This window comes from Paraburkholderia fynbosensis, assembly GCF_902859935.1.
GTDB classification, from domain to species: domain Bacteria; phylum Pseudomonadota; class Gammaproteobacteria; order Burkholderiales; family Burkholderiaceae; genus Paraburkholderia; species Paraburkholderia fynbosensis.
This window is the reverse complement of record NZ_CADIKI010000031.1, coordinates 16,548-33,684: the sequence shown is the minus strand read 5'-3', so window position 1 is coordinate 33,684 and position 17,137 is coordinate 16,548. Positions and strand designations below refer to the sequence as shown.

Here is a 17,137-nt window from a genome sequence, read left to right as displayed (position 1 = left end):
TGGGTCGACCGGTCAGTCGATCCGGACGCTCAATAGCGGAATGAACTGCTGCCCGCCGTGCAGATCTGATGCCCCCAGTGCACCTTGCGTCGATGGATGCGGGATGCTGAACTTGAACGCGCGAGCGCTGTCGCATTCGAAGAACCGGACCTTTTCGGGCGTGGTGTGATACAGGTGCGAAAAGATCTCCGCGTTGAGTGCCCCGGAGCGCTTGACGAGTTGATAGCTCTCGTCGTCGCTGAACAGGATGTCAAAGGTCAAAACAAATGGGCCTGCGTTCTTGCTGCGGATCATCGCCGCGATGTCAGAGAGTTGCATCCTTTGCTTCCTGGATATGCGTGATGGCGGTCCGAAACATTGATACTGGCGTATCCGGCAGCACGACGTGATTCATGTTGAAGGCATACACCGGTCCGCGTTCAATGTGCGCCGGGTTGTGCAGGCAAGCGAAGCCCGTGATGGATCCCTTCCACTTGGTCGTGGGCTGGTGCAGCAACGGTTGCCGTGTCAGTTGCACCAGGGCGGTGGCGGTCTGCTGGTCTGGAGCGGTTGCTTCGACAACGAGCCCGATCTCGTGCGGGATTCGTGCGCGATCTGGCTCGAGCGCCCCCATTACGCCGTCGCGGCCGTATGCGTGGTAGTCGATCCTGGCGCCCATCGCTTCCAATGATTTGCCGAATACCTTTTCCACCGACAGCTGGACACGCTGGATCACTTTGCCGAGCCAGTCGTCAAATTCCCTCAGGATGAATGGATCGCGGATGCCGCCCACCATGATGCTTTGATATCCCACAAGTTCGGCGCCTTCGAGCTTGATGGTGGTCCCCTCAGCTGGTCGGAACTTGCTTCCCCGTATCCGGACGCTTGTCTCGTCCATCTGCTCATAAACGGTCTCGCTAATGTCCAGTACGCCGGAGGACTCAGTGAAGCAAAACGGATCGGCGTTCTCGTAGAGACTATGCGCGGCGACGGATTGTGTCGTGCAACGCAAACCTGGGCCGATCGGCTGGATCACCACTTCGTCTGGCCGCACATAGCCGACGACCATCCCATGCGCGGGCCTTTCGCAAACCGAGGGGCCACATTCGACAACCTTGCCCGCGTGCCAGGCCAGCCCATGCGGCAGGCCCATCTGGATCGGCATAGCCGCATAGAGCGCCGGATCGCTGCAGCGCCCAGCCACAACAAGATCGACGCCAGCGGCGAGCGCGGCCTGCAACGGCTCGACGCCCATCATGCCGACTACGCGCTCGCTGCGCCGGATCGTTGTTTCATCGAGATGGGGAGCCGGGTTGAGCGCGCGGATTCGCCCCTGCTCAAGTTTTTCCAGCAGGAAGTCCTTGGACTGCTCCGAGCGAATCTCGGCTACCTTGAGATCCAGCCCCTCAGAGGCTGCCACCTCGCGCACGATCTCCATGAACCAGTCAACGTGCACGTCCGCGCCGCCCGTTCCTACCGAGCCGATCAGCAGTGGAACCTTGGCGGGCACTGTGTTTCGCAACAGGGTGGTGAGGTCTCGCAAGATCGCTTCACGTGGAAACGCGCACACGCCCATTCCCAATGCAAACGGACCGGCGTCCGTGGTGCCGGCGTCGGCAGCAACGAAATGTGGCTCGCATGCCATCGCCTTGCGCAAACTGTCTTCCGGGACGCCGATGCCGAGCATCCCGCTCGCGGCAATAAACCTGCATTCCTTCATGTTGTCTCCATCCGGATGATCAATGGCCCGGTAGGAACAAGTGTCGATGTATGTGGCATCGTCCGTCAATCTCGATGATAATTGTCGATATATCGACTCGACCTTCACACCCCCATGACAAGCACCACCCCCGTACCGCTGGGCTCCAGCGATGGCCTTTATATGACGGCCGAGGAAGCCGCGAGCGCGCTGAATGTCAGCGTGCCCACGCTCTACACCTATGTCAGCCGCAAGAACATCCGTGCGCACAAGACTCGGGGCAGCCGGGTCAGCCGGTACCTGCGCTCGGATATTGAACAGATCAGGTCGGGGATAGCGCCTGCTTTGGCACGCGACACCGCGCCGGGTCTGACGGGTTCGTCGGCTATCACCTTGATGACGGAGGCGGGTTCCTTCTATCGCGGTGTGAGTGCCATCGATCTGGCAGAGAAGGCCACCCTGGAGGACGTTGCCCGGCTGCTGTGGGATGCTGGCGACTTCGATCCCTTTGAAGGCCTTGCGACCGCGCTCCCCCCGCAGAGTGATGCGCTGCTCAAAGCCTGTGCGGGCTATAGTGCGCTGGACCGCGCCATCATGCTGCTTCCCGCGATCGAGGGAGCTAATCCTCGCGCGCACGACCTCGGTAAGCATGGCTTTCTTCGCTCCGGGGCAGACGTGTTGCGCTGGTTCGCAGCCTGGACGCTGGGACAGTCGTCTCCGGCCACGCTGCCGCTGCATCGCTACATTGGTGCGACGACAAAATGCGGGCCGAAACTTGAGGATGCCGTACGCAGGGTGCTCGTTCTTTCGGCCGATCAGGCTTTGCATCCCGCAACCTACGTCGCTCGCGCGGCTGCCAGCACCGGCGCAACGCCCTATCGGTGCGTGATTGCTGGCCTCTCGGCCGCCACGGGCAAACGCTTGCCGGCTGTTCGCGTCGGTGCGTTTTCCCGGTTCCTGGCCGAAATCGACAACGCGCTGGATACGACCGAGCCAGTCAGGATTCGCGTGCGAGAGAGCGAAGACATTCCTGGGTTTGGCTACTCGCCATTCAATGCGCCAGACCCACGTTCGGCGGCGTTGTGGGCCTCGTTGCGAGTTCTGTTGGCTACCGACCGAAACTTCGCACGCTTCGAGCGCGCCATCGACCTCGCCATTGATCTTACGGGCCAGCAACCGGATTTCGCCCTGCTGGCTGCCTATGTAAACCGCCGCATCGGCGCCGAGCCGGACGCGAATCTGGTGCGGCTAGGACGTATTGCCGGTTGGGTGGCGCATGCGTGGGAGCAGCAAAACGAGATGCCCCTAGTACGCTGGAAGGTCAACTACAACGGGGTTTTGCCAGCCTGATTCTTATGTCGACACTGTCAGTCGATATTGACACTCTCCTCCCGAGAACTGTATGTTCAGCGAAAACTCGGGTTCAGGGAGACAGCATGAGCAAGCGGTGGGTGCGTCGGCCGGAAGGGTCGAACTGGGGCGACTTCGGTGACGACGATCAGATCGGCAGGCTGAATCTTCTGACACCCGAAAAGGTCAGACAGGGCCTTGCGGAAGCACAAGATGGCATCACGTTTTGCTTGAGCCTGCCGCTTGACTATCCCGGAGGCGATGTCGCCAATCCCCGGCGACACCCGCCCCGGCTGTTCGGTGCGATGCATGGCGGCCAGTGCTTTCACAACCACGCGCGACTTGTGCCGGGCACCGGGCGGCGGTCGGTTGTCTGCGACGACGCGGTGCTGCTCTCCACGCAATACTCGACCCAATGGGACAGCCTTGCACACGTTGGCGCCGAGTTTGATGCGGACTGTGACGGCGTCGCCGAGGTCGTCTACTACAACGGATGGCGCGGTGGCGAACATATTGTGACACCACCGCCGCGGGAGGACGCCGAGGAATGGGCGCTTCATGAAGGCGTCAGCGCCGGACCGCTAGGCATCGACACGATGGCTGCGACATGCGTGCAAGGGCGCGGCGTGATGGTCGACTTGTTCGAGCGTTTTGGCCGCGAACACCACCGCGTTGGCTATGACGAACTCATGCGGATTTTTGATGACGACGGGGCGGAGGTCGAACCCGGAGACATGCTGTGTTTGTGCACGGGTTTTGACGAATTGCTGCTCGAGATGAACCGGGCACCGGACCCCTGGCGACTGCACAACAGTTGCGCGGGGCTCGATGGATCCGACTCTCGACTGCTGCAATGGATCACGGACTCCGGTGTCGTCGCCCTCATTTCGGACAATCGTGCTGTTGAGATTCTTCCGCCATCACCGGGTGCTGCGAGCACCATTCACGAACATTGCCTGTTCAAGTTGGGAGTACCGCTCGGAGAGCAATGGTTACTCTCGCCCCTGAATCGGTGGCTGCGCGAGCATGGTCGCAACAGGTTCCTGCTTACAGCCCCGCCGCTGCGGTTGCCAGGAGCAGCTGGCTCACCGGTCACCCCGGTCGCTACAGTTTAGAAGCCTATGAGCGCGCCCGCAGGCCCGTTCTTTGCAATAGGCTTGTAGGGTTTCGGCGAGCACTGAAGGCTGAATCAGTGGGGCTGGGAACCTCTCTCCGGCTGAGTACCATAGTTGTGAAAGGAGAGCATGTATGGTTACGTCCCAAACGTCGGCGCCGCACCTGACGCTGCACGTCTTCGAACAGGATGGGGGATGGCATTGGGGCATTGCAATCCCGCGCGTCGCAGGCGGCGGTTTCAAGGTTCTCGCATACAGCAAAGTCACGTTCGCTCAGGAGGTTGATGCACATCACGATGGCAATCGTGCACTCGACGCTCTCGCTCAAAATCCGTCTGTCCAGTGCGGGTCGTGATGCAGGACAAGCTTCGTAGATCGGGGCACACCAACCATTCACCCGACCCAATGCAGGGAGACGGTCAGGTCTTTCTTGCTTCAGGTATCCCTGAAGAGATCATGGGATGAGCATGAACACCGAAACAAGATCATTACGTATGCTCGTTGAGAGATGGCTCGCGCCAAGCACAGCGACACCGCTACGGGTTACTCGGTTCGGGCGCACAGCCAACGGTGTGCGATTCGTCGAGGTGCACCGACCATCGAACGCCTTGACGATTGCTTTCTTTTTCCACCACGAAAACGGTGACTGGTGCGTATTTCCACCGAGGACCGGCCCGCGACGCAATAGGAGAGCCCGAGTGCCAGGTGTCGCGCCGATCACACTGCATAGAACTGTCTGACGTGCTGGCAATTGCGTTCATGCACGATTTGTCGAGCACCGCACAAGAACGATTGTCCGCGGACTCGGATCTCGAATTCCACGCCCCTGCATGACAATGTCAAACGCAATCTCAAGTTGATACAGCTTCGGACGCAAACGCAATTTAAATTTGATACACCTGCGGATACGGTTATTAGCTGAGTGCTGTTTCCTTCGAATTGCGTTTGCGTCTAACGTCGTCCGCGTCGTTTAGATGCGGCGGTGGCACGCGGTTGATCATGCCGGCCTGACGTTTTTCCTTCAGCCTGTACGAGTCGCCGGAGATCGGCACGACGCGGGCGTGATGAAGCAGCCGGTCGAGGAGCGCCGCGGTAAGCGTTGCGTCGTCAGCGAACGTCCGGCAAGTCTGTAGGATTACGGGCAGAGACGACGCGCGGCATATTCACGCGTGAATCCTGCAAATCCTGACGAGTGTGGATGGGTCCGAAGACGCCGGTGACAGAGGGAGATTTTTTCCGCCAACCGCTGCGCGAGCAGTTCAACTTGAAGCATCCGTTGGTTGGCCTGGCCGATCTGATCGACTGGGATCGGTTTAGCACGGCGAAGAGCGCGAGTTTCGTGTCGCATCGTGGCCGACCGGCGACGTCGCCGCGTTTGATCGCAGGGCTGCTGCACTTGCAGCACGCCTTCGACCTGTCGGACGAGGAGGTCGTCTGGCAATGGCTGGAGAACCCGTATTGGCAGGTGTTCACCGGCGAGACGTACTTGCAGACGAAGCCGCCGATCGATCCGTCGAGCATGACGCGCTGGCGCAAGCGGATGGGCGAAGCCGGCATTGAAGAGCTGCTGGCCGAGACGATCGAAGCGGCCAAAGGTGCCAACGTGATCAAGACTTCGAGCCTGAAGCGGGTGATAGTCGATACGACGGTGATGGAGAAGGCGATAGCGCATCCCACCGATTTGCGCCTGCTCGAACGTTGCAGGGAACATCTGGTGAAGGCTGCGGCCCAGCACGGGCTGAAGCTTCGGCAGAACTACAACCGAGAAGCGCCGCGTCTGGCGGGCCAGATCGGCCGCTATGCGCATGCGAAGCAGTACAAGCGGATGAAGAAAGCGCCGCGCACGTTGCGCTCGCGCGTGGGGCGCGTGATGCGTGACATCGAGCGGCAGCTGGACGGCGTCGCTCAGCAAAGTCGAGCGGCTTTGGAAGATCTGATTGGCCGCACGAAGCGCATTCTCACGCAGAAGCAGAAGGACAAAAACAAGCTTTACGCACTGCATGCGCCAGAAGTCGAGTGTCTGGCCAAGGGCAAGGCACGCAAGCCGTACGAATTCGGCGTGAAGGTGGCCGATTCCGGCGAGATAGCGCTCGGCGACAGGCCGGGCGAGGCATACGTCTGATGCGGTTCGGTGAACGTCCGGCCAGCCCGGTATATTTACCTTGCGATGTTCATACACGGACTCTTCGCGGTCGTTATGCGGATTCCGGGCACTCCGCGCTTTCTAATTTAGATACGCCATGTCTGATACCACCGGGGCTACAACCAAGTCCACACTAGCGAGTCAAGCGCAGTCCGCCAACGTCTTCCAGGGAAAGGTGCCGCGATTGTTACTGTTCCTCTGCGTCGTTTGCGGCGTGTCGGTCATGCTCGTTGCCCTGATGTTGGGCGAACACCTGGCGAACGTTGCGATAACCGGCCGAGAGGAGCTGATTGGCGATGATCTGGTTGCATCGATTGACCGGATTCTGGACAGCGTCAGCTCGCGGCGCCGGACCGAGCTCGCGGCGCTCGCCGGCAAATCGTGCAGGCAAGCGAGGGCTTCGCTGGCAGAGTTGCAGACGCAGCTGCGTTATGTACGGGCAGTCGCGCTCGTATCAGACGGCCATCTTTACTGCTCTTCCGCGCTCGGACCGATCGACGTTCCCCTGTTGGCCTACCCGTTCTCGACTGGCGGTGGCGACAGGATAGGCCTTCTCGCGCAGACACGGTACCAGCCTGGCGCTCCCGTGCTCGTAATGTTTGACAGGACAGCCGCAGGTGCGGGCGTACTGTCCATCGTTGAGGGTGATTATCTCGCAGACGCGCTCGCGCACGGTGTCCGATATGGTGCGCAGACGGCGGCGATGTCGGTGACGGGTGCGGGGCTTCTGAACGATCATGGGACATTCTTGCCAGCTGCTGCGCCGCAGGCTACGTACACGACGCGCGTCGCATCTCGTGCACGGCCGTTTGCCATTCTGGTGTCGTCCTCCGGTGCTTTCATCTCAGGCATGCACTGGAAGTATAGACTGGCAGGCCTGGCTATCGGACTATTGATCGACAGCCTGAATGCAGCGGTCTACCTGCTCGCGTTCGCACCGCGCCGACTTCTGCTGAACGCGGTTCGCCAAGCGCTGCGGCGTGAAGAGTTTCATGTCGTCTATCAGCCGATTATCGAGACTACCAGCCGCGAACCGGTTGGCGTCGAGGCGTTGTTGCGCTGGCATCACCCGAAATGGGGCGCAATAAGTCCGGCTTCGTTCATAGCTGAAGTCGAGTCGAGCGAAATGCTCGCGCCGGTCACGGAGTTCGTGCTGCGGACGGCAGTCGCCGAAATGAGTCGGCGACCCCCCGCGATTCCGCTACGAATCGCTGTGAATGTCGCTCCGGGTGACCTGGAGCGGAAGGGCTTCGTCGCACAGGTAGAATCCGTGAGCGACGGCCTGCCACCAGGAGTCAGTCTCGTACTCGAGCTGACCGAACGATTTCTGCTTGGCGAAAGCGTGCGCACGGCTATCACATTCAAGACGCTCAGGGCAAAGGGAGTCAGTTTTGCCATCGACGATTTTGGCACCCACCACAGCAACCTTGAACTGCTCGGCCGGTTTCAGTTCGATTTTGTGAAAATTGACCGGCAGTTTGTGAATCAGGCCAATGCGGGCGGAGCCGACCTGATTTCAGGCATCGTGTCTGTCGCGAAGCACTTCGGATTGCAGGTCATAGCGGAAGGCGTCGAGACCGAAGCCCAGCATCAGGCTTTGCTGGCGGCGGGGGTGCCATTCGCCCAAGGATATCTTTATCAAAGGCCGGTGAGGGCGGAGCAGCTCGCGTCACCGACGACGTGACGCTAGTACGGCCTGCTGTTGAACCGGCTGCTGCGAAGGCGAGTTCATCAAGGGTGCCGGCAACCAGTCCTCGGTAGGCGTGCCGGTCGAACGGTCATCGGTCACTTGAGCAGATCGTTTCAAACCACCGCATCGTCTGATTCTTATTCACCATCTCCGGTTCTATTGTCCGCCTTTATCATGCTGTCCATAAGACCAGCGGTAGCGCAGCGTGACACCCGCAGCAATCAACAGAGTCGCCGCCAGAATTATCTGGATCCCGTGCCATCCATATCGATTCAGCGCGGTTGCGATCGCAAAGGAGCCTGCCGTCACGAATGAAAACATGATGAATTCATTCGCGCCCTGGACCGTTGCTCGTTCTTCATCGCTACACGAATGCGTCAGCATTACCGTACTGCCTACGTACATGAGATTCCAACCAATGCCGCAAAGTAATAACGCAGCGGCAAAAGCAGGAACCATCTCGCCGTAAGACGCGATCAGCGAGGCAACGAGCTGTAGTAGACATCCCGCCAGCACCGTGGGGCGCGTGCCATATTTGCCGATGATCTTGCCGGTAAAGAAGGATGGCGCATACATACCGGCGACGTGAAACTGCATGATGATCGCCGCCACCGACACTGAGCCGCCATAGCCGATAATGGCCAAAGGCGCCGTTATCATCATCGCGGCCATGACGGTATAACCGATCGTCGCGCAGGTGATCGCCACCACGATCTCCGGGCGCCGCAACAGCACGAAAAGATCTGTTCGGGTTTTTGGTCGGACCATGGGTGTTTGCGTCGCCCCATGCGGAAATTTCAGGGCCGCCACCAGAAGCAGCGATAAAACGCCCATCAACGCGATTGACAGGAAAGAACCTGCATAAGGCAGCGCGGGCACCAGGTTGCGAACTTTCGCCGCAATCCACGGACCGCATACCGCAGCGCCAAAACTGCCGACAAGGACAACGGAAATCCCGTTGCTTTTGAGCGCGAAGCTGCTATGAGTGACCACTTCGGCAGCGGCAAAGCGGTAGTACTGCGCAAACGCCTCATAAACGCCGATTAGTCCGAACGCCGCGCAGAACGTCCAGAAGCTGTGCAGCCAAAGCGCCCACATGGCAAGCGTGCCGCCGAGAATCGCGGCAAATGCGCCAACGACGAAGCCCTGGGGCCGCCCGACGCGGCGCATCAACGCGGAAGCGCCAATCGTCGTCAACGCCGCGAGCAACGTCATGACCGCATAAGGCGCGGTCACAAGATGCACGTTGCTCGTCAACGTTTTCCCGACGACGCCCAGCAACGTGTTGCCGCGGCGAGCGTCGCCGTGAACAGGAACTCGCATGCCGCGATCAGCGAGAGATTCAGTGTGATGAGTGTGCGAGCGGTCGACGCTGCCGTACCTTCAATATCTAGCTGCATGGAAGTATTCCCGATGTGTTTTGGCAAGCGGCGGCTACGCATTCGCCCAGCAACGAAGATGAGTTCCCCATTGACGGCACCCGCGTCAATCGAGCAGAGTCTCGAGCCGCTTCGCGGCTGTTTCCACAGCCGCAACGCGAATCGCGCGGCGCTCGGCGGTCGCGGCCAGCGCCCGCTTGACGATCTCCGGCGGTGCGACGAACGGCGTCCCGGCCTTGAACGGGGGCTCGGGGTCATATTCGATCTGCAATTGAATCTGCTGCGCGACCTCCTCGCTCGCCACTTCCGCCGCGACACGCAATGCCATGTCGATTCCGGCAGTGACGCCGCCCGACGTGTAGATGTTGCCGTCGATCGTCAGACGGTCGTCGCACGGGATCGCACCGAACTGACTCAGCAAATCGCGGGCTTGCCAGTGGCCGCCCGAACGGCGGCCGCGCAGCAGGCCCGCTGCGCCGAGCAGCAGCGACCCGGTGCAAATACCGAAGATGTATGCAGCGGCATTCGATCGATCGCGAACGAAATCGACGATTTCCGGGTCGAGTATTGCATCGTCCGTTCCGGGACCGCCAGGCACTACAAATAATTCGTATATCGAAGCCGTTTTAAAACAGGCGTCGGGTTGAATGACGAGACCCTTGTCGGTGCGTACGGGCGCTAGGGTCGGCGCAACGATCTCCACGCGCCAGCTTGGCAGCCGGCCGAGCACTTCCAGCGGACCCGTGAGATCCAGTTGCGTCATGTTGGGAAAGAGCAGCAGGCCTGCGACTTTTTTTTCGCGTTGTTGCGTCATGAGTGAGTTCCTCCGGGTAGTGACCGCATTAGACCAGCGACTTGATTGGCAAAAAGGACAGAAATAGCGTATTTTTTGCCAATGACCAAAATCTGCAAACCTGGCCCGCGTCGGATCGTGATCTTCGTGTACGAAGGGGCACAACCGATCGACGTGTCGGGCCCGCTCCAGACCTTTGACACCGCTAGCGAAGAAGCGATGGGAAATTGCTATCGATGCAGCATCGTTTCCGTTGGCGGCAGTCCCATCCGGTTGCAAAGCGGAATGACAGTGCTCACGGAACCCCTTCCGAAAGGGGCGCGGTTCGACACGCTCGTCATACCCGGCGGCCCGGGCGTGCATGCGGCACGCAAGTCACCGGAGATCGTTCTTCAGGTAAAGAAACTGGCCGAACGCGCCGAGCGGGTCTGTTCGGTTTGCACCGGAGCCTTTTTACTGGCTCAGGCCGGGCTGCTCGAAGGGCGCAATGCGGCCACGCACTGGCGTGCGTGTGCGGAGCTATCCCGGGAATTCCCCGGAGTTCAGGTGCAGCCCGATCCGATCTGGGTGCGGGATGACCGGATCTGGACCTCGGCGGGCGTCACTGCCGGCATCGATCTTGCGCTGGCTATGGTTGAGGCCGACCTGGGGAGTGCATTGGCGACCCGAACCGCGCGCCGACTGGTGGTCTATATGCGGCGCTCGGGAGGGCAGGCGCAATTCAGCACGCCGCTCGCTTTGCAAACCGCCGATAGTTTTGGGCCACTTTTTGACTGGATCAACAAGAATTTGCACAAGTCGCTGAAGGTCACCGATCTCGCCGACGAAGCCGGCATGTCGCCGCGCACCTTCATTCGGCATTTCACCGAAAAGATGGGAATGACTCCCGGCAAGGCGCTTGAAGGATTGCGCCTCGAACGGGCACAATCGCTGCTGACGGCCACCACGTTGTCGCTATCGGAAGTCGCTCGGCGCACTGGCTTTGGCCGTGAGGAGCGGTTGAGAAATGCGTTCGTCAGGAACTTCGCGATTGGGCCGACGCAGTGGCGATACCGCTTCAACGAAAAAATATGATCCTTCGCGCTCGGGGTGCCTTCTATGAGCAGGAAGTTGTCAAGGTGTTTTGCGAGGCGGGTTGCGAATCGTCGATGAATTACTCTCCCGCCTCCGCCATAGGAAGGCAATCACTGCTGCAAATCAGCGCTAAGTCACAGGTCTGAAGCCGATCGTCGCGCTCGTGAGATCCAACGTCTCACCACCTTCTATCCGCTGGCGGGTAGCCAGCCTCATCCTGTATGCGCGTTGCGCCGGAATTTTTCCGGGAGCATGCCCCATCTCAAGAATCGGTCACGTCAGTAACCCGGGCACCCCACGGGCATGTTCACTTCAAACCGTCCATACATCGTGTTTCGCGTCTTCCGCTGGTGACGTTGTTACCCCCTTAACTCATGCCGACTTCAGTTGTGCCCCCTCGGGTATCACGCCATCCTTCAGGTTGCGCCACAGCGAAATGGCGAGACGTCGCGCAACGGCGACGATCGCAATGCGTCGGGAGCGGCGATTCAGTTGCGTTCCCTGAGTGCGCTGGTGGAACCACTGTGTCAGCGCACTGCCGGGTTGGTAGCGCAGCCATGACCATGCCAGCTCGGTCAACAGCGCGCGCACGCGCCGGTTGCCTTGCTTGCTGATCCCCTGATCCAGCCGGCTCTCACCGCTATCGTACGGTTGCGGTACGAGGCCAACGCACGCACCGACCTCACGGCGGTTGTGGAATGTCCGCCAGAACAGTTCGAGCGCGAGGCGCGACGCGCCGACCGGTCCCACACCCTTTAGCCTCGACAGGTCTTCGATCCGTTTGTGTGCGGCCGCCGGCAGATTCGTGTGGCGCGTTTTCTCAAGCGCTGCAAATTGCAGTTCGACGAGTGCCAGCCGTTCGCATTCGCGTAGCAGCCGCTCACGCAGTTCTGGCGGCAGCGGTGTGCCGTCGTAACACTTCACCTCGCCACGTGCGAGGCGACCGGCGAAGCCCCGATGATCGACATCGTCCCAGCATCCGAGCGTGATCAGCAGTTTGCGTATGCGGTCGCGGTGTTGCAGCACTTCCTTTTGCAGTTATCCGCGGTCGCGCATCATCTGGCGTGACGCTTCGTCTTGCATTGAAGGCACACGCACGACGTGCATCCGGTCCCGTTCGCCGCGCAACCATGCCCGCAGGTTGGTCACCAGCTTGATTGCATCCAGCCGGTCGGTTTTTGCGCACCGCTTGTGGCGTTCGACGGGAATGCTCGCGGCATCGATCACATAACGTTCGATGCCGAGCGCCTGCAGTGCACGATAGATCCAGAACGCGTCCTGGCCGGCCTCGTAGCTCACTGCCACGCGCACATCCGCAGGCAGTGACCATTTTTGCTTGTGCGCGTCGATCAGGTCCAGCACCGCCTGCAGACGGCCAGCAGCGCGCGCGTCTGCCACTGTGTGGATAGCTGGCTTTTCGCGCTGGCCGTCGTGCAGCGCGACCTTCCACTTTGCTGTGCCCAGCTCGATCGATACCGCCAGCAGCAGTTCATCGCGGTCGGTCGCGGATGACAGATCTGTGCGCATGATGTTCTCCTTTGAACTGGAATCGACGCCCTGATTTTACGTATCAGGGGTGTCGACGATCCGCCTGTTCATAGGATCTCACGTTATAAACGTGGTAAGAGTAAGGATGCGGTCTGTCGTGATAAGAATGGCATGAGAAGGGTGTGCATATCAATATTTGTAGAGGATATCCACGCCGGAAAATTTGTACCAAGGAAAGGCGCGCGTCCGAAGGTCTGTACGATGTCAGGCTGTTTAGGTCCGGTGGTATGGCGAAAGGAACAAGTCGGACTTACTGCAGATCTGTCACGCGATGGGTTTGCCATCGCACGGCAGGCCTGTCGAAAAGGACAGGCCTGCCGCTTCACCCACGGGTTCTAAACTGTTGCCACCGGTGCAGCTGGTGAGCCAGCTGCTCCTGGCAACCGCAGCGGCGGGGCTGTCAGGAATGAGGCCGGCTGGAAAAAGTGGAAGCCAACATTTCGTAAAATTGAGGAATGGAGGCATACATGAACCGAATCCCCAAAGCCGTCTACACGAAGGAATTCCGTGAAGAGGCGGTGAAGCTTGCAATGACCGAGGGCGTTGGCGTATCGGAAGGAAAGGAGTTTCTCAGGAATTCGCGACGTACTTTGCGAGGGAGTCGCGGTGAAGTACAGTGTGATCGAACAGATGCGACAGGAATATCCGGTGCCGCCGATGTGTCGGCTGCTGGGTGTTTCCGCGAGCGGCTATTACGCGTGGCGCAAGCGCTCGCCGTCTTTGCGGGCACAGCAGGAGCCGAGACTGGAGGCCGAAGTGCTCGCGGCGCATCAGCGTACACGTGAGAGCTTCGGGCCCGAACGCTTGCCGAAGCATCTTGACGAGCACGGCGTGCGGCTCGGTGTTCATCGCATAAAAAGGCTACGCAAAAAGCTTGGACTACGCTGCGGCAGAAACGCAAGTTGCCACTGATCGCGAAGACAAACCCGTCATCGTTGTCGGAGCTTGCAGGGACGTCCGGACGAGAGAAATCCAACCTGTCGCGCACGCTTAAGACGATGGAGCGGTACGGCCAGGTGCGCTTCGAGAAAGGCGACGGCCGCGAGGTTGCACCACGGGCCAACTATGCCAGCATCAGCCTGGAAATGTCGTTCGCGTAACGCCACCCTACGCAGCATCAAGCCCGCGACGCGCCGACCGGCATCGCGGGCTTCTTCATTCTGAGCACCAAAAGACGATGCATGGAACGCGAATACCGGCTCGAGCTGGGTAGAGATGATTTCGTCAAGGCGCTCAGATTGCTGTGCACCAAAGACGAGAGAGATGACGGCTACCTGTGCTTTTCATTCGAGGACGGACGACTCACGCTAACACGCATGTTCAATGGCTCGCCTCGCAGGGTGGATGTATCCGTGATCATTCCGGCAACCGGCTGGTGGCCACTGGCGGCCGATTCTCTGTGGCCGGACGTTGCCAAGTACCGCAGGATGCGAAGGCATGACGACGAATTTGAGGACTCGTTCTTCGTGCGCTTTGCTGACCAGCGGCTCCCCATTCGAGAGATGCCAATTGCGTTCGGCAGAGTTGTGCGCGGCCAGATCGCAATGGACTTCTCAGCCGCGAGAGCCGCGGGTTTGCGCGAGATGGTCCATGGCTAGGCGTGACGTGCTATGCCGTTCCCGGCAAGTAACAATTGCATTGTTCGGCGCTGACTGGCAGACGCCGACGTTCCAACACGGTCGGGGGTGCTTCGGACATTGCGATCGGCAATTAGCTCATGAGGGGGCAGGTGAATAACTTACGGCGTAGAAACATCAGCATGTCGCTTGCGCTCGACAGGATTGCTGTGCGCCGGTCAGGCCGTGGCCAGCAACTATGGCTCCGGCACTGAGGTGCAGCCCGAGGCATTGCGATTTTGGCTAACTGATGGATATCGAACGGCCATAGAAACAGAGGGGCTACATGTCGTGCCTCACGTTGCGCAGAAAGTCGTTGGCAGACGCCCGCGAATTGACCGCATTGATGATATCGGTGAGGAGCCGCGGAAGGAACAACTGCGTGTTGGGATCACTTACCCCGATACTAAGCACTGGCCTATCCGCAGGCTGCGCAGCATTTCTCGGGCCAGATACAGTGGCCTGGTTGGGCGTGAGCGTATCGGACTCTACGACTTGCACCGGCTGAACGCTGGCGTAGGACCACGCGGGTGAACACGCGGCAACGAATAGGACCAGCGGTGCGGCAAAACGAAGGACGCTCATCAGGTAAGCTCCAGAAAGAAATCAGGATTCGATTGACACCGCGCGGTCATCCACGTTTGCCATTCCGAGGCGCGCGCCAGCGAAGGAGCGCGCGACGATTGGAATTCGGCGTTTGTGGTCAGGTGCAATGCCCAGCAATTCTGTCGTCGCATCGATTACGCGATCGGCGCCGAGCTTCAGCAGGCAATCGCTCCGACTGTGAATGTGGGCGTCACAGCCTTCCAGCTTGCAGGGTACGCAGGCGCCAGCACCCTGAAGCAGATAGACGTTGCCGCGTCGCCCCGAACCGGATATCAGCCAGGGACTGCTGTCGGTCCAGTCCTTCGGCCACGGTCCCCAGCGAACCGGATTCGATGGACCGAACAGGGCGAGGGTCGGGGTGCCGGTAGCCGCCGCGATATGCGTGGCGGACGTGTCAGGACCGACGAAGAGCTTCGCGCGTCGAATCACTTCGGCGGTTGCAGCGAGGCTTAGCTTTCCCACCAGATTGATGATGTCACCTCCCGCCCGCTCTCCGATCTCGCACGCATACGCCACTTCGTCTTTCGCTGGTCCGCCTGTCAGAACAATCGCATAGCCGTGCGCATGCAGGAATTCGACGAGCGCGACCCAGCCTTCGGCATGCCACATCTTGTACGCGTAGCGCGGATACACGTGCACGACAACGTAGGGCTGACCGGCTGCGGACCCGAGAAGCAGATTGAGTTGTGCGAGCTGCTCCGGGCGATTGGACATGGCTGGCGGGACGATGTTGAAGCAGGGCGTGATCCCAAGCAGGCTCATAAGCGATAAACCGCTTTGGACCACGTGCAGGCTGTCATCGCGATCGACCACAAAGCGGTTTAGTACTAACCTTTTGATCCAGGTTTTGCGAGCGGAAGCAACAATGCCAATCCGCCTGTTCCCTGCCATCCAGCAAAGGAAGCTGGCGAGGCTGGACGTGCGCAGTGAGCAGGCGAGATCGTAACGGCGCCAAAGTTTGCGGGCCTCGGCAAAGCGCTCTACCTGTCTGGCGCGTGGCGCGATGGAGACCACACCCCGGAGGTCAGGATTGTTTTCCAGCACCCCGCCGGTACCGTCGAATACCAGCATATCGATTTGCACGTCGGGCCAGTGCGCTTTTAGCGAGCGCACTGCAGGCGTGCCAAGCAACACGTCGCCGATGCGGCCCGTACAGATCACGAGTATCGAGCGGGGAGGGGGCGTCTCACGGAACAGTGTGTCCATGTACGGCTTGCTGGGTGGATCTGTACGAGAGGATGGCGGTTGCGGCTTTCTCAGGTGCATGCTCATGACCGTTGCGCATCGCCGTTGTAGTATCGCAAATCGGCACTCTCCAGCAGCCGTTGCATGTAAGGGCCCTGCAGCGCGAATCGCGCTGCCGCGAGACTCTCTTTTTTCCCCTGAGGCCGGTCGGCGGGATCGATGAGCGGTTCTTTATCGAGCGACGGCGCATCCTCGCTACTTGGCCAATGCTGGCAGTACAGGCTCAGTGCTTCACAGGTATTGCGGAATCCCGGATGAACGGGTTCCCGCTCAGGCATCCCCACAATTGCTTTCGCTCCGAAACGCCGGACGACCTTTGAATACAGCACCTTTTCGAGGAAATCATCCTCGCGAGCACGGAGTTCTGTGATCATCTGCATGAACACAGGCGTTACTTTCGCGACGAAGAACTGCGTGGAAATGGTCCGGGTCTGGCGGATGCCATATCCGAAACCCAGTGGCCTCAAGATGCGCGCAAGCGCATGGCGCGCCCGTTTGCCCAATTCCTGGGAGTGTTTCCATGCAGGTGCGCGATCGTCGCTGCAGGAAGAGGCCGCGATCACCGCGTCTGGATCGGCCCGCAACTTGTGCAGATATTGGATGATGACCTGTTGGTCCATGATCCAGGTATCTGCTTCAAGGTGCACAACGAAGTCGGGATCGAAACGTTCAACCGCGCTTTGGATCGAAGCCACAAGCAGGTCGAGTGCCCCTGTCGTCAAGGGTCGTGGTGGCCGTCGCAGGAGCAGATCTTCCAGATAGGGTTCGTAAGTGGCGTGAGAACATGCATGTACCACCGGCCACGTTTGTTGCCAGTTCAACTTGATGATCTCCATCGAGATGCGCGCACAGTCGATGCGGTTAAACGTCGTCAGGCATACGGCGACTTTCATGACATGA

The 17,137-nt window shown here is 59.8% G+C and carries 12 protein-coding genes and 4 pseudogenes; 8 read left to right on the top strand and 8 right to left on the bottom strand.

Annotation, left to right across the window (positions count from 1 at the left end):
* Positions 1-12: 12 nt before the first annotated feature.
* Both HV770_RS34510 and HV770_RS34505 read right to left on the bottom strand, forming a co-directional pair.
* Positions 13-318, bottom strand: coding sequence for a DUF4387 domain-containing protein (locus HV770_RS34510; protein WP_175165946.1), 306 nt, complete (start codon positions 316-318; stop codon positions 13-15).
* On the bottom strand, positions 305-1,699 hold the full coding sequence (locus HV770_RS34505; protein WP_175165945.1) for an acyclic terpene utilization AtuA family protein: 1,395 nt from the start codon (positions 1,697-1,699) through the stop codon (positions 305-307). The genes HV770_RS34510 and HV770_RS34505 overlap by 14 nt, the downstream gene beginning before the upstream one ends.
* 114 nt (positions 1,700-1,813) lie before the next feature.
* Between HV770_RS34505 and HV770_RS34500 the strand changes: the two genes are divergently transcribed.
* Positions 1,814-3,028, top strand: a complete 1,215-nt coding sequence (locus tag HV770_RS34500) for a citrate synthase family protein (protein ID WP_175165944.1) — start codon at positions 1,814-1,816, stop codon at positions 3,026-3,028.
* Between the two features lie 86 nt (positions 3,029-3,114).
* Positions 3,115-4,143: a cyclase family protein gene (locus HV770_RS34495; RefSeq protein ID WP_175165943.1), complete on the top strand. Its 1,029-nt coding sequence runs from the start codon at positions 3,115-3,117 to the stop codon at positions 4,141-4,143.
* A 914-nt stretch (positions 4,144-5,057) separates the two neighbouring features.
* On the opposite strand, the pseudogene HV770_RS38300 reads toward HV770_RS34495, so the two are convergent.
* Positions 5,058-5,294, bottom strand: a pseudogene (locus HV770_RS38300) (ATP-binding protein); the annotation flags it as partial.
* Positions 5,295-5,341: 47 nt separating this feature from the next.
* On the opposite strand from HV770_RS38300, the pseudogene HV770_RS34485 reads away from it, so the two are divergent.
* Together HV770_RS34485 and HV770_RS34480 are read left to right on the top strand one after the other, a co-directional pair.
* A pseudogene (locus HV770_RS34485) lies at positions 5,342-6,214 on the top strand (IS5 family transposase); the annotation flags it as partial.
* 169 nt (positions 6,215-6,383) lie between these two features.
* Entirely contained in the window at positions 6,384-7,970 is a 1,587-nt protein-coding gene (locus tag HV770_RS34480; RefSeq protein ID WP_175165941.1) for an EAL domain-containing protein, read from the top strand.
* 162 nt (positions 7,971-8,132) lie between these two features.
* On the opposite strand, the gene HV770_RS34475 is transcribed toward HV770_RS34480, so the two are convergent.
* Both HV770_RS34475 and HV770_RS34470 read right to left on the bottom strand, forming a co-directional pair.
* Positions 8,133-9,299 (bottom strand): MFS transporter, encoded by a 1,167-nt coding sequence (locus HV770_RS34475; RefSeq protein ID WP_175165940.1) that lies wholly within the window; start codon positions 9,297-9,299, stop codon positions 8,133-8,135.
* Between the two features lie 162 nt (positions 9,300-9,461).
* Positions 9,462-10,169, bottom strand: a complete 708-nt coding sequence (locus tag HV770_RS34470) for a DJ-1/PfpI family protein (RefSeq protein WP_175165939.1) — start codon at positions 10,167-10,169, stop codon at positions 9,462-9,464.
* A gap of 81 nt (positions 10,170-10,250) precedes the next feature.
* Between HV770_RS34470 and HV770_RS34465 the strand changes: the two genes are divergently transcribed.
* Positions 10,251-11,222 carry a GlxA family transcriptional regulator gene (locus HV770_RS34465; protein ID WP_175165938.1) on the top strand — a complete coding sequence of 324 codons (972 nt, stop codon included), beginning with the start codon at positions 10,251-10,253 and terminating at the stop codon, positions 11,220-11,222.
* Between the two features lie 372 nt (positions 11,223-11,594).
* On the opposite strand, the pseudogene HV770_RS34460 reads toward HV770_RS34465, so the two are convergent.
* Positions 11,595-12,749, bottom strand: a pseudogene (locus HV770_RS34460) (IS110 family RNA-guided transposase).
* Between the two features lie 488 nt (positions 12,750-13,237).
* Here HV770_RS34460 and HV770_RS34455 point away from each other — a divergent pair.
* The 3 genes and pseudogenes from HV770_RS34455 to HV770_RS34445 all read left to right on the top strand — a co-directional run.
* Positions 13,238-13,658: pseudogene (locus tag HV770_RS34455) on the top strand (IS3-like element ISBvi4 family transposase); the annotation flags it as partial.
* A gap of 14 nt (positions 13,659-13,672) precedes the next feature.
* Positions 13,673-13,870, top strand: a complete 198-nt coding sequence (locus HV770_RS34450) for an HVO_A0114 family putative DNA-binding protein (RefSeq protein WP_246291472.1) — start codon at positions 13,673-13,675, stop codon at positions 13,868-13,870.
* Positions 13,871-13,951: 81 nt separating this feature from the next.
* Complete coding sequence (locus HV770_RS34445) at positions 13,952-14,368, top strand: hypothetical protein (protein ID WP_175165937.1); 417 nt, start codon at positions 13,952-13,954, stop codon at positions 14,366-14,368.
* 624 nt (positions 14,369-14,992) lie between these two features.
* On the opposite strand, the gene rfaQ is transcribed toward HV770_RS34445, so the two are convergent.
* Positions 14,993-16,198: a putative lipopolysaccharide heptosyltransferase III gene (gene rfaQ / locus HV770_RS34440; RefSeq protein ID WP_175165936.1), complete on the bottom strand. Its 1,206-nt coding sequence runs from the start codon at positions 16,196-16,198 to the stop codon at positions 14,993-14,995.
* Between the two features lie 62 nt (positions 16,199-16,260).
* Positions 16,261-17,130 carry a hypothetical protein gene (locus HV770_RS34435; protein WP_175165935.1) on the bottom strand — a complete coding sequence of 290 codons (870 nt, stop codon included), beginning with the start codon at positions 17,128-17,130 and terminating at the stop codon, positions 16,261-16,263.
* Positions 17,131-17,137 lie beyond the last annotated feature (7 nt).

Bases quoted from the DNA above. Each gene is read 5' to 3' on its own strand.
- rfaQ (WP_175165936.1), bottom strand. From the start codon at position 16,198: ATGGACACACTGTTCCGTGAGACGCCCCCTCCCCGCTCGATACTCGTG.
- HV770_RS34470 (WP_175165939.1), bottom strand. From the start codon at position 10,169: ATGACGCAACAACGCGAAAAAAAAGTCGCAGGCCTGCTGCTCTTTCCC.
- HV770_RS34445 (WP_175165937.1), top strand. From the start codon at position 13,952: ATGGAACGCGAATACCGGCTCGAGCTGGGTAGAGATGATTTCGTCAAG.
- HV770_RS34510 (WP_175165946.1), bottom strand. From the start codon at position 318: ATGCAACTCTCTGACATCGCGGCGATGATCCGCAGCAAGAACGCAGGC.
- HV770_RS34475 (WP_175165940.1), bottom strand. From the start codon at position 9,299: ATGCGAGTTCCTGTTCACGGCGACGCTCGCCGCGGCAACACGTTGCTG.
- HV770_RS34500 (WP_175165944.1), top strand. From the start codon at position 1,814: ATGACAAGCACCACCCCCGTACCGCTGGGCTCCAGCGATGGCCTTTAT.
- HV770_RS34435 (WP_175165935.1), bottom strand. From the start codon at position 17,130: ATGAAAGTCGCCGTATGCCTGACGACGTTTAACCGCATCGACTGTGCG.
- HV770_RS34495 (WP_175165943.1), top strand. From the start codon at position 3,115: ATGAGCAAGCGGTGGGTGCGTCGGCCGGAAGGGTCGAACTGGGGCGAC.
- HV770_RS34505 (WP_175165945.1), bottom strand. From the start codon at position 1,699: ATGAAGGAATGCAGGTTTATTGCCGCGAGCGGGATGCTCGGCATCGGC.
- HV770_RS34480 (WP_175165941.1), top strand. From the start codon at position 6,384: ATGTCTGATACCACCGGGGCTACAACCAAGTCCACACTAGCGAGTCAA.
- HV770_RS34465 (WP_175165938.1), top strand. From the start codon at position 10,251: ATGACCAAAATCTGCAAACCTGGCCCGCGTCGGATCGTGATCTTCGTG.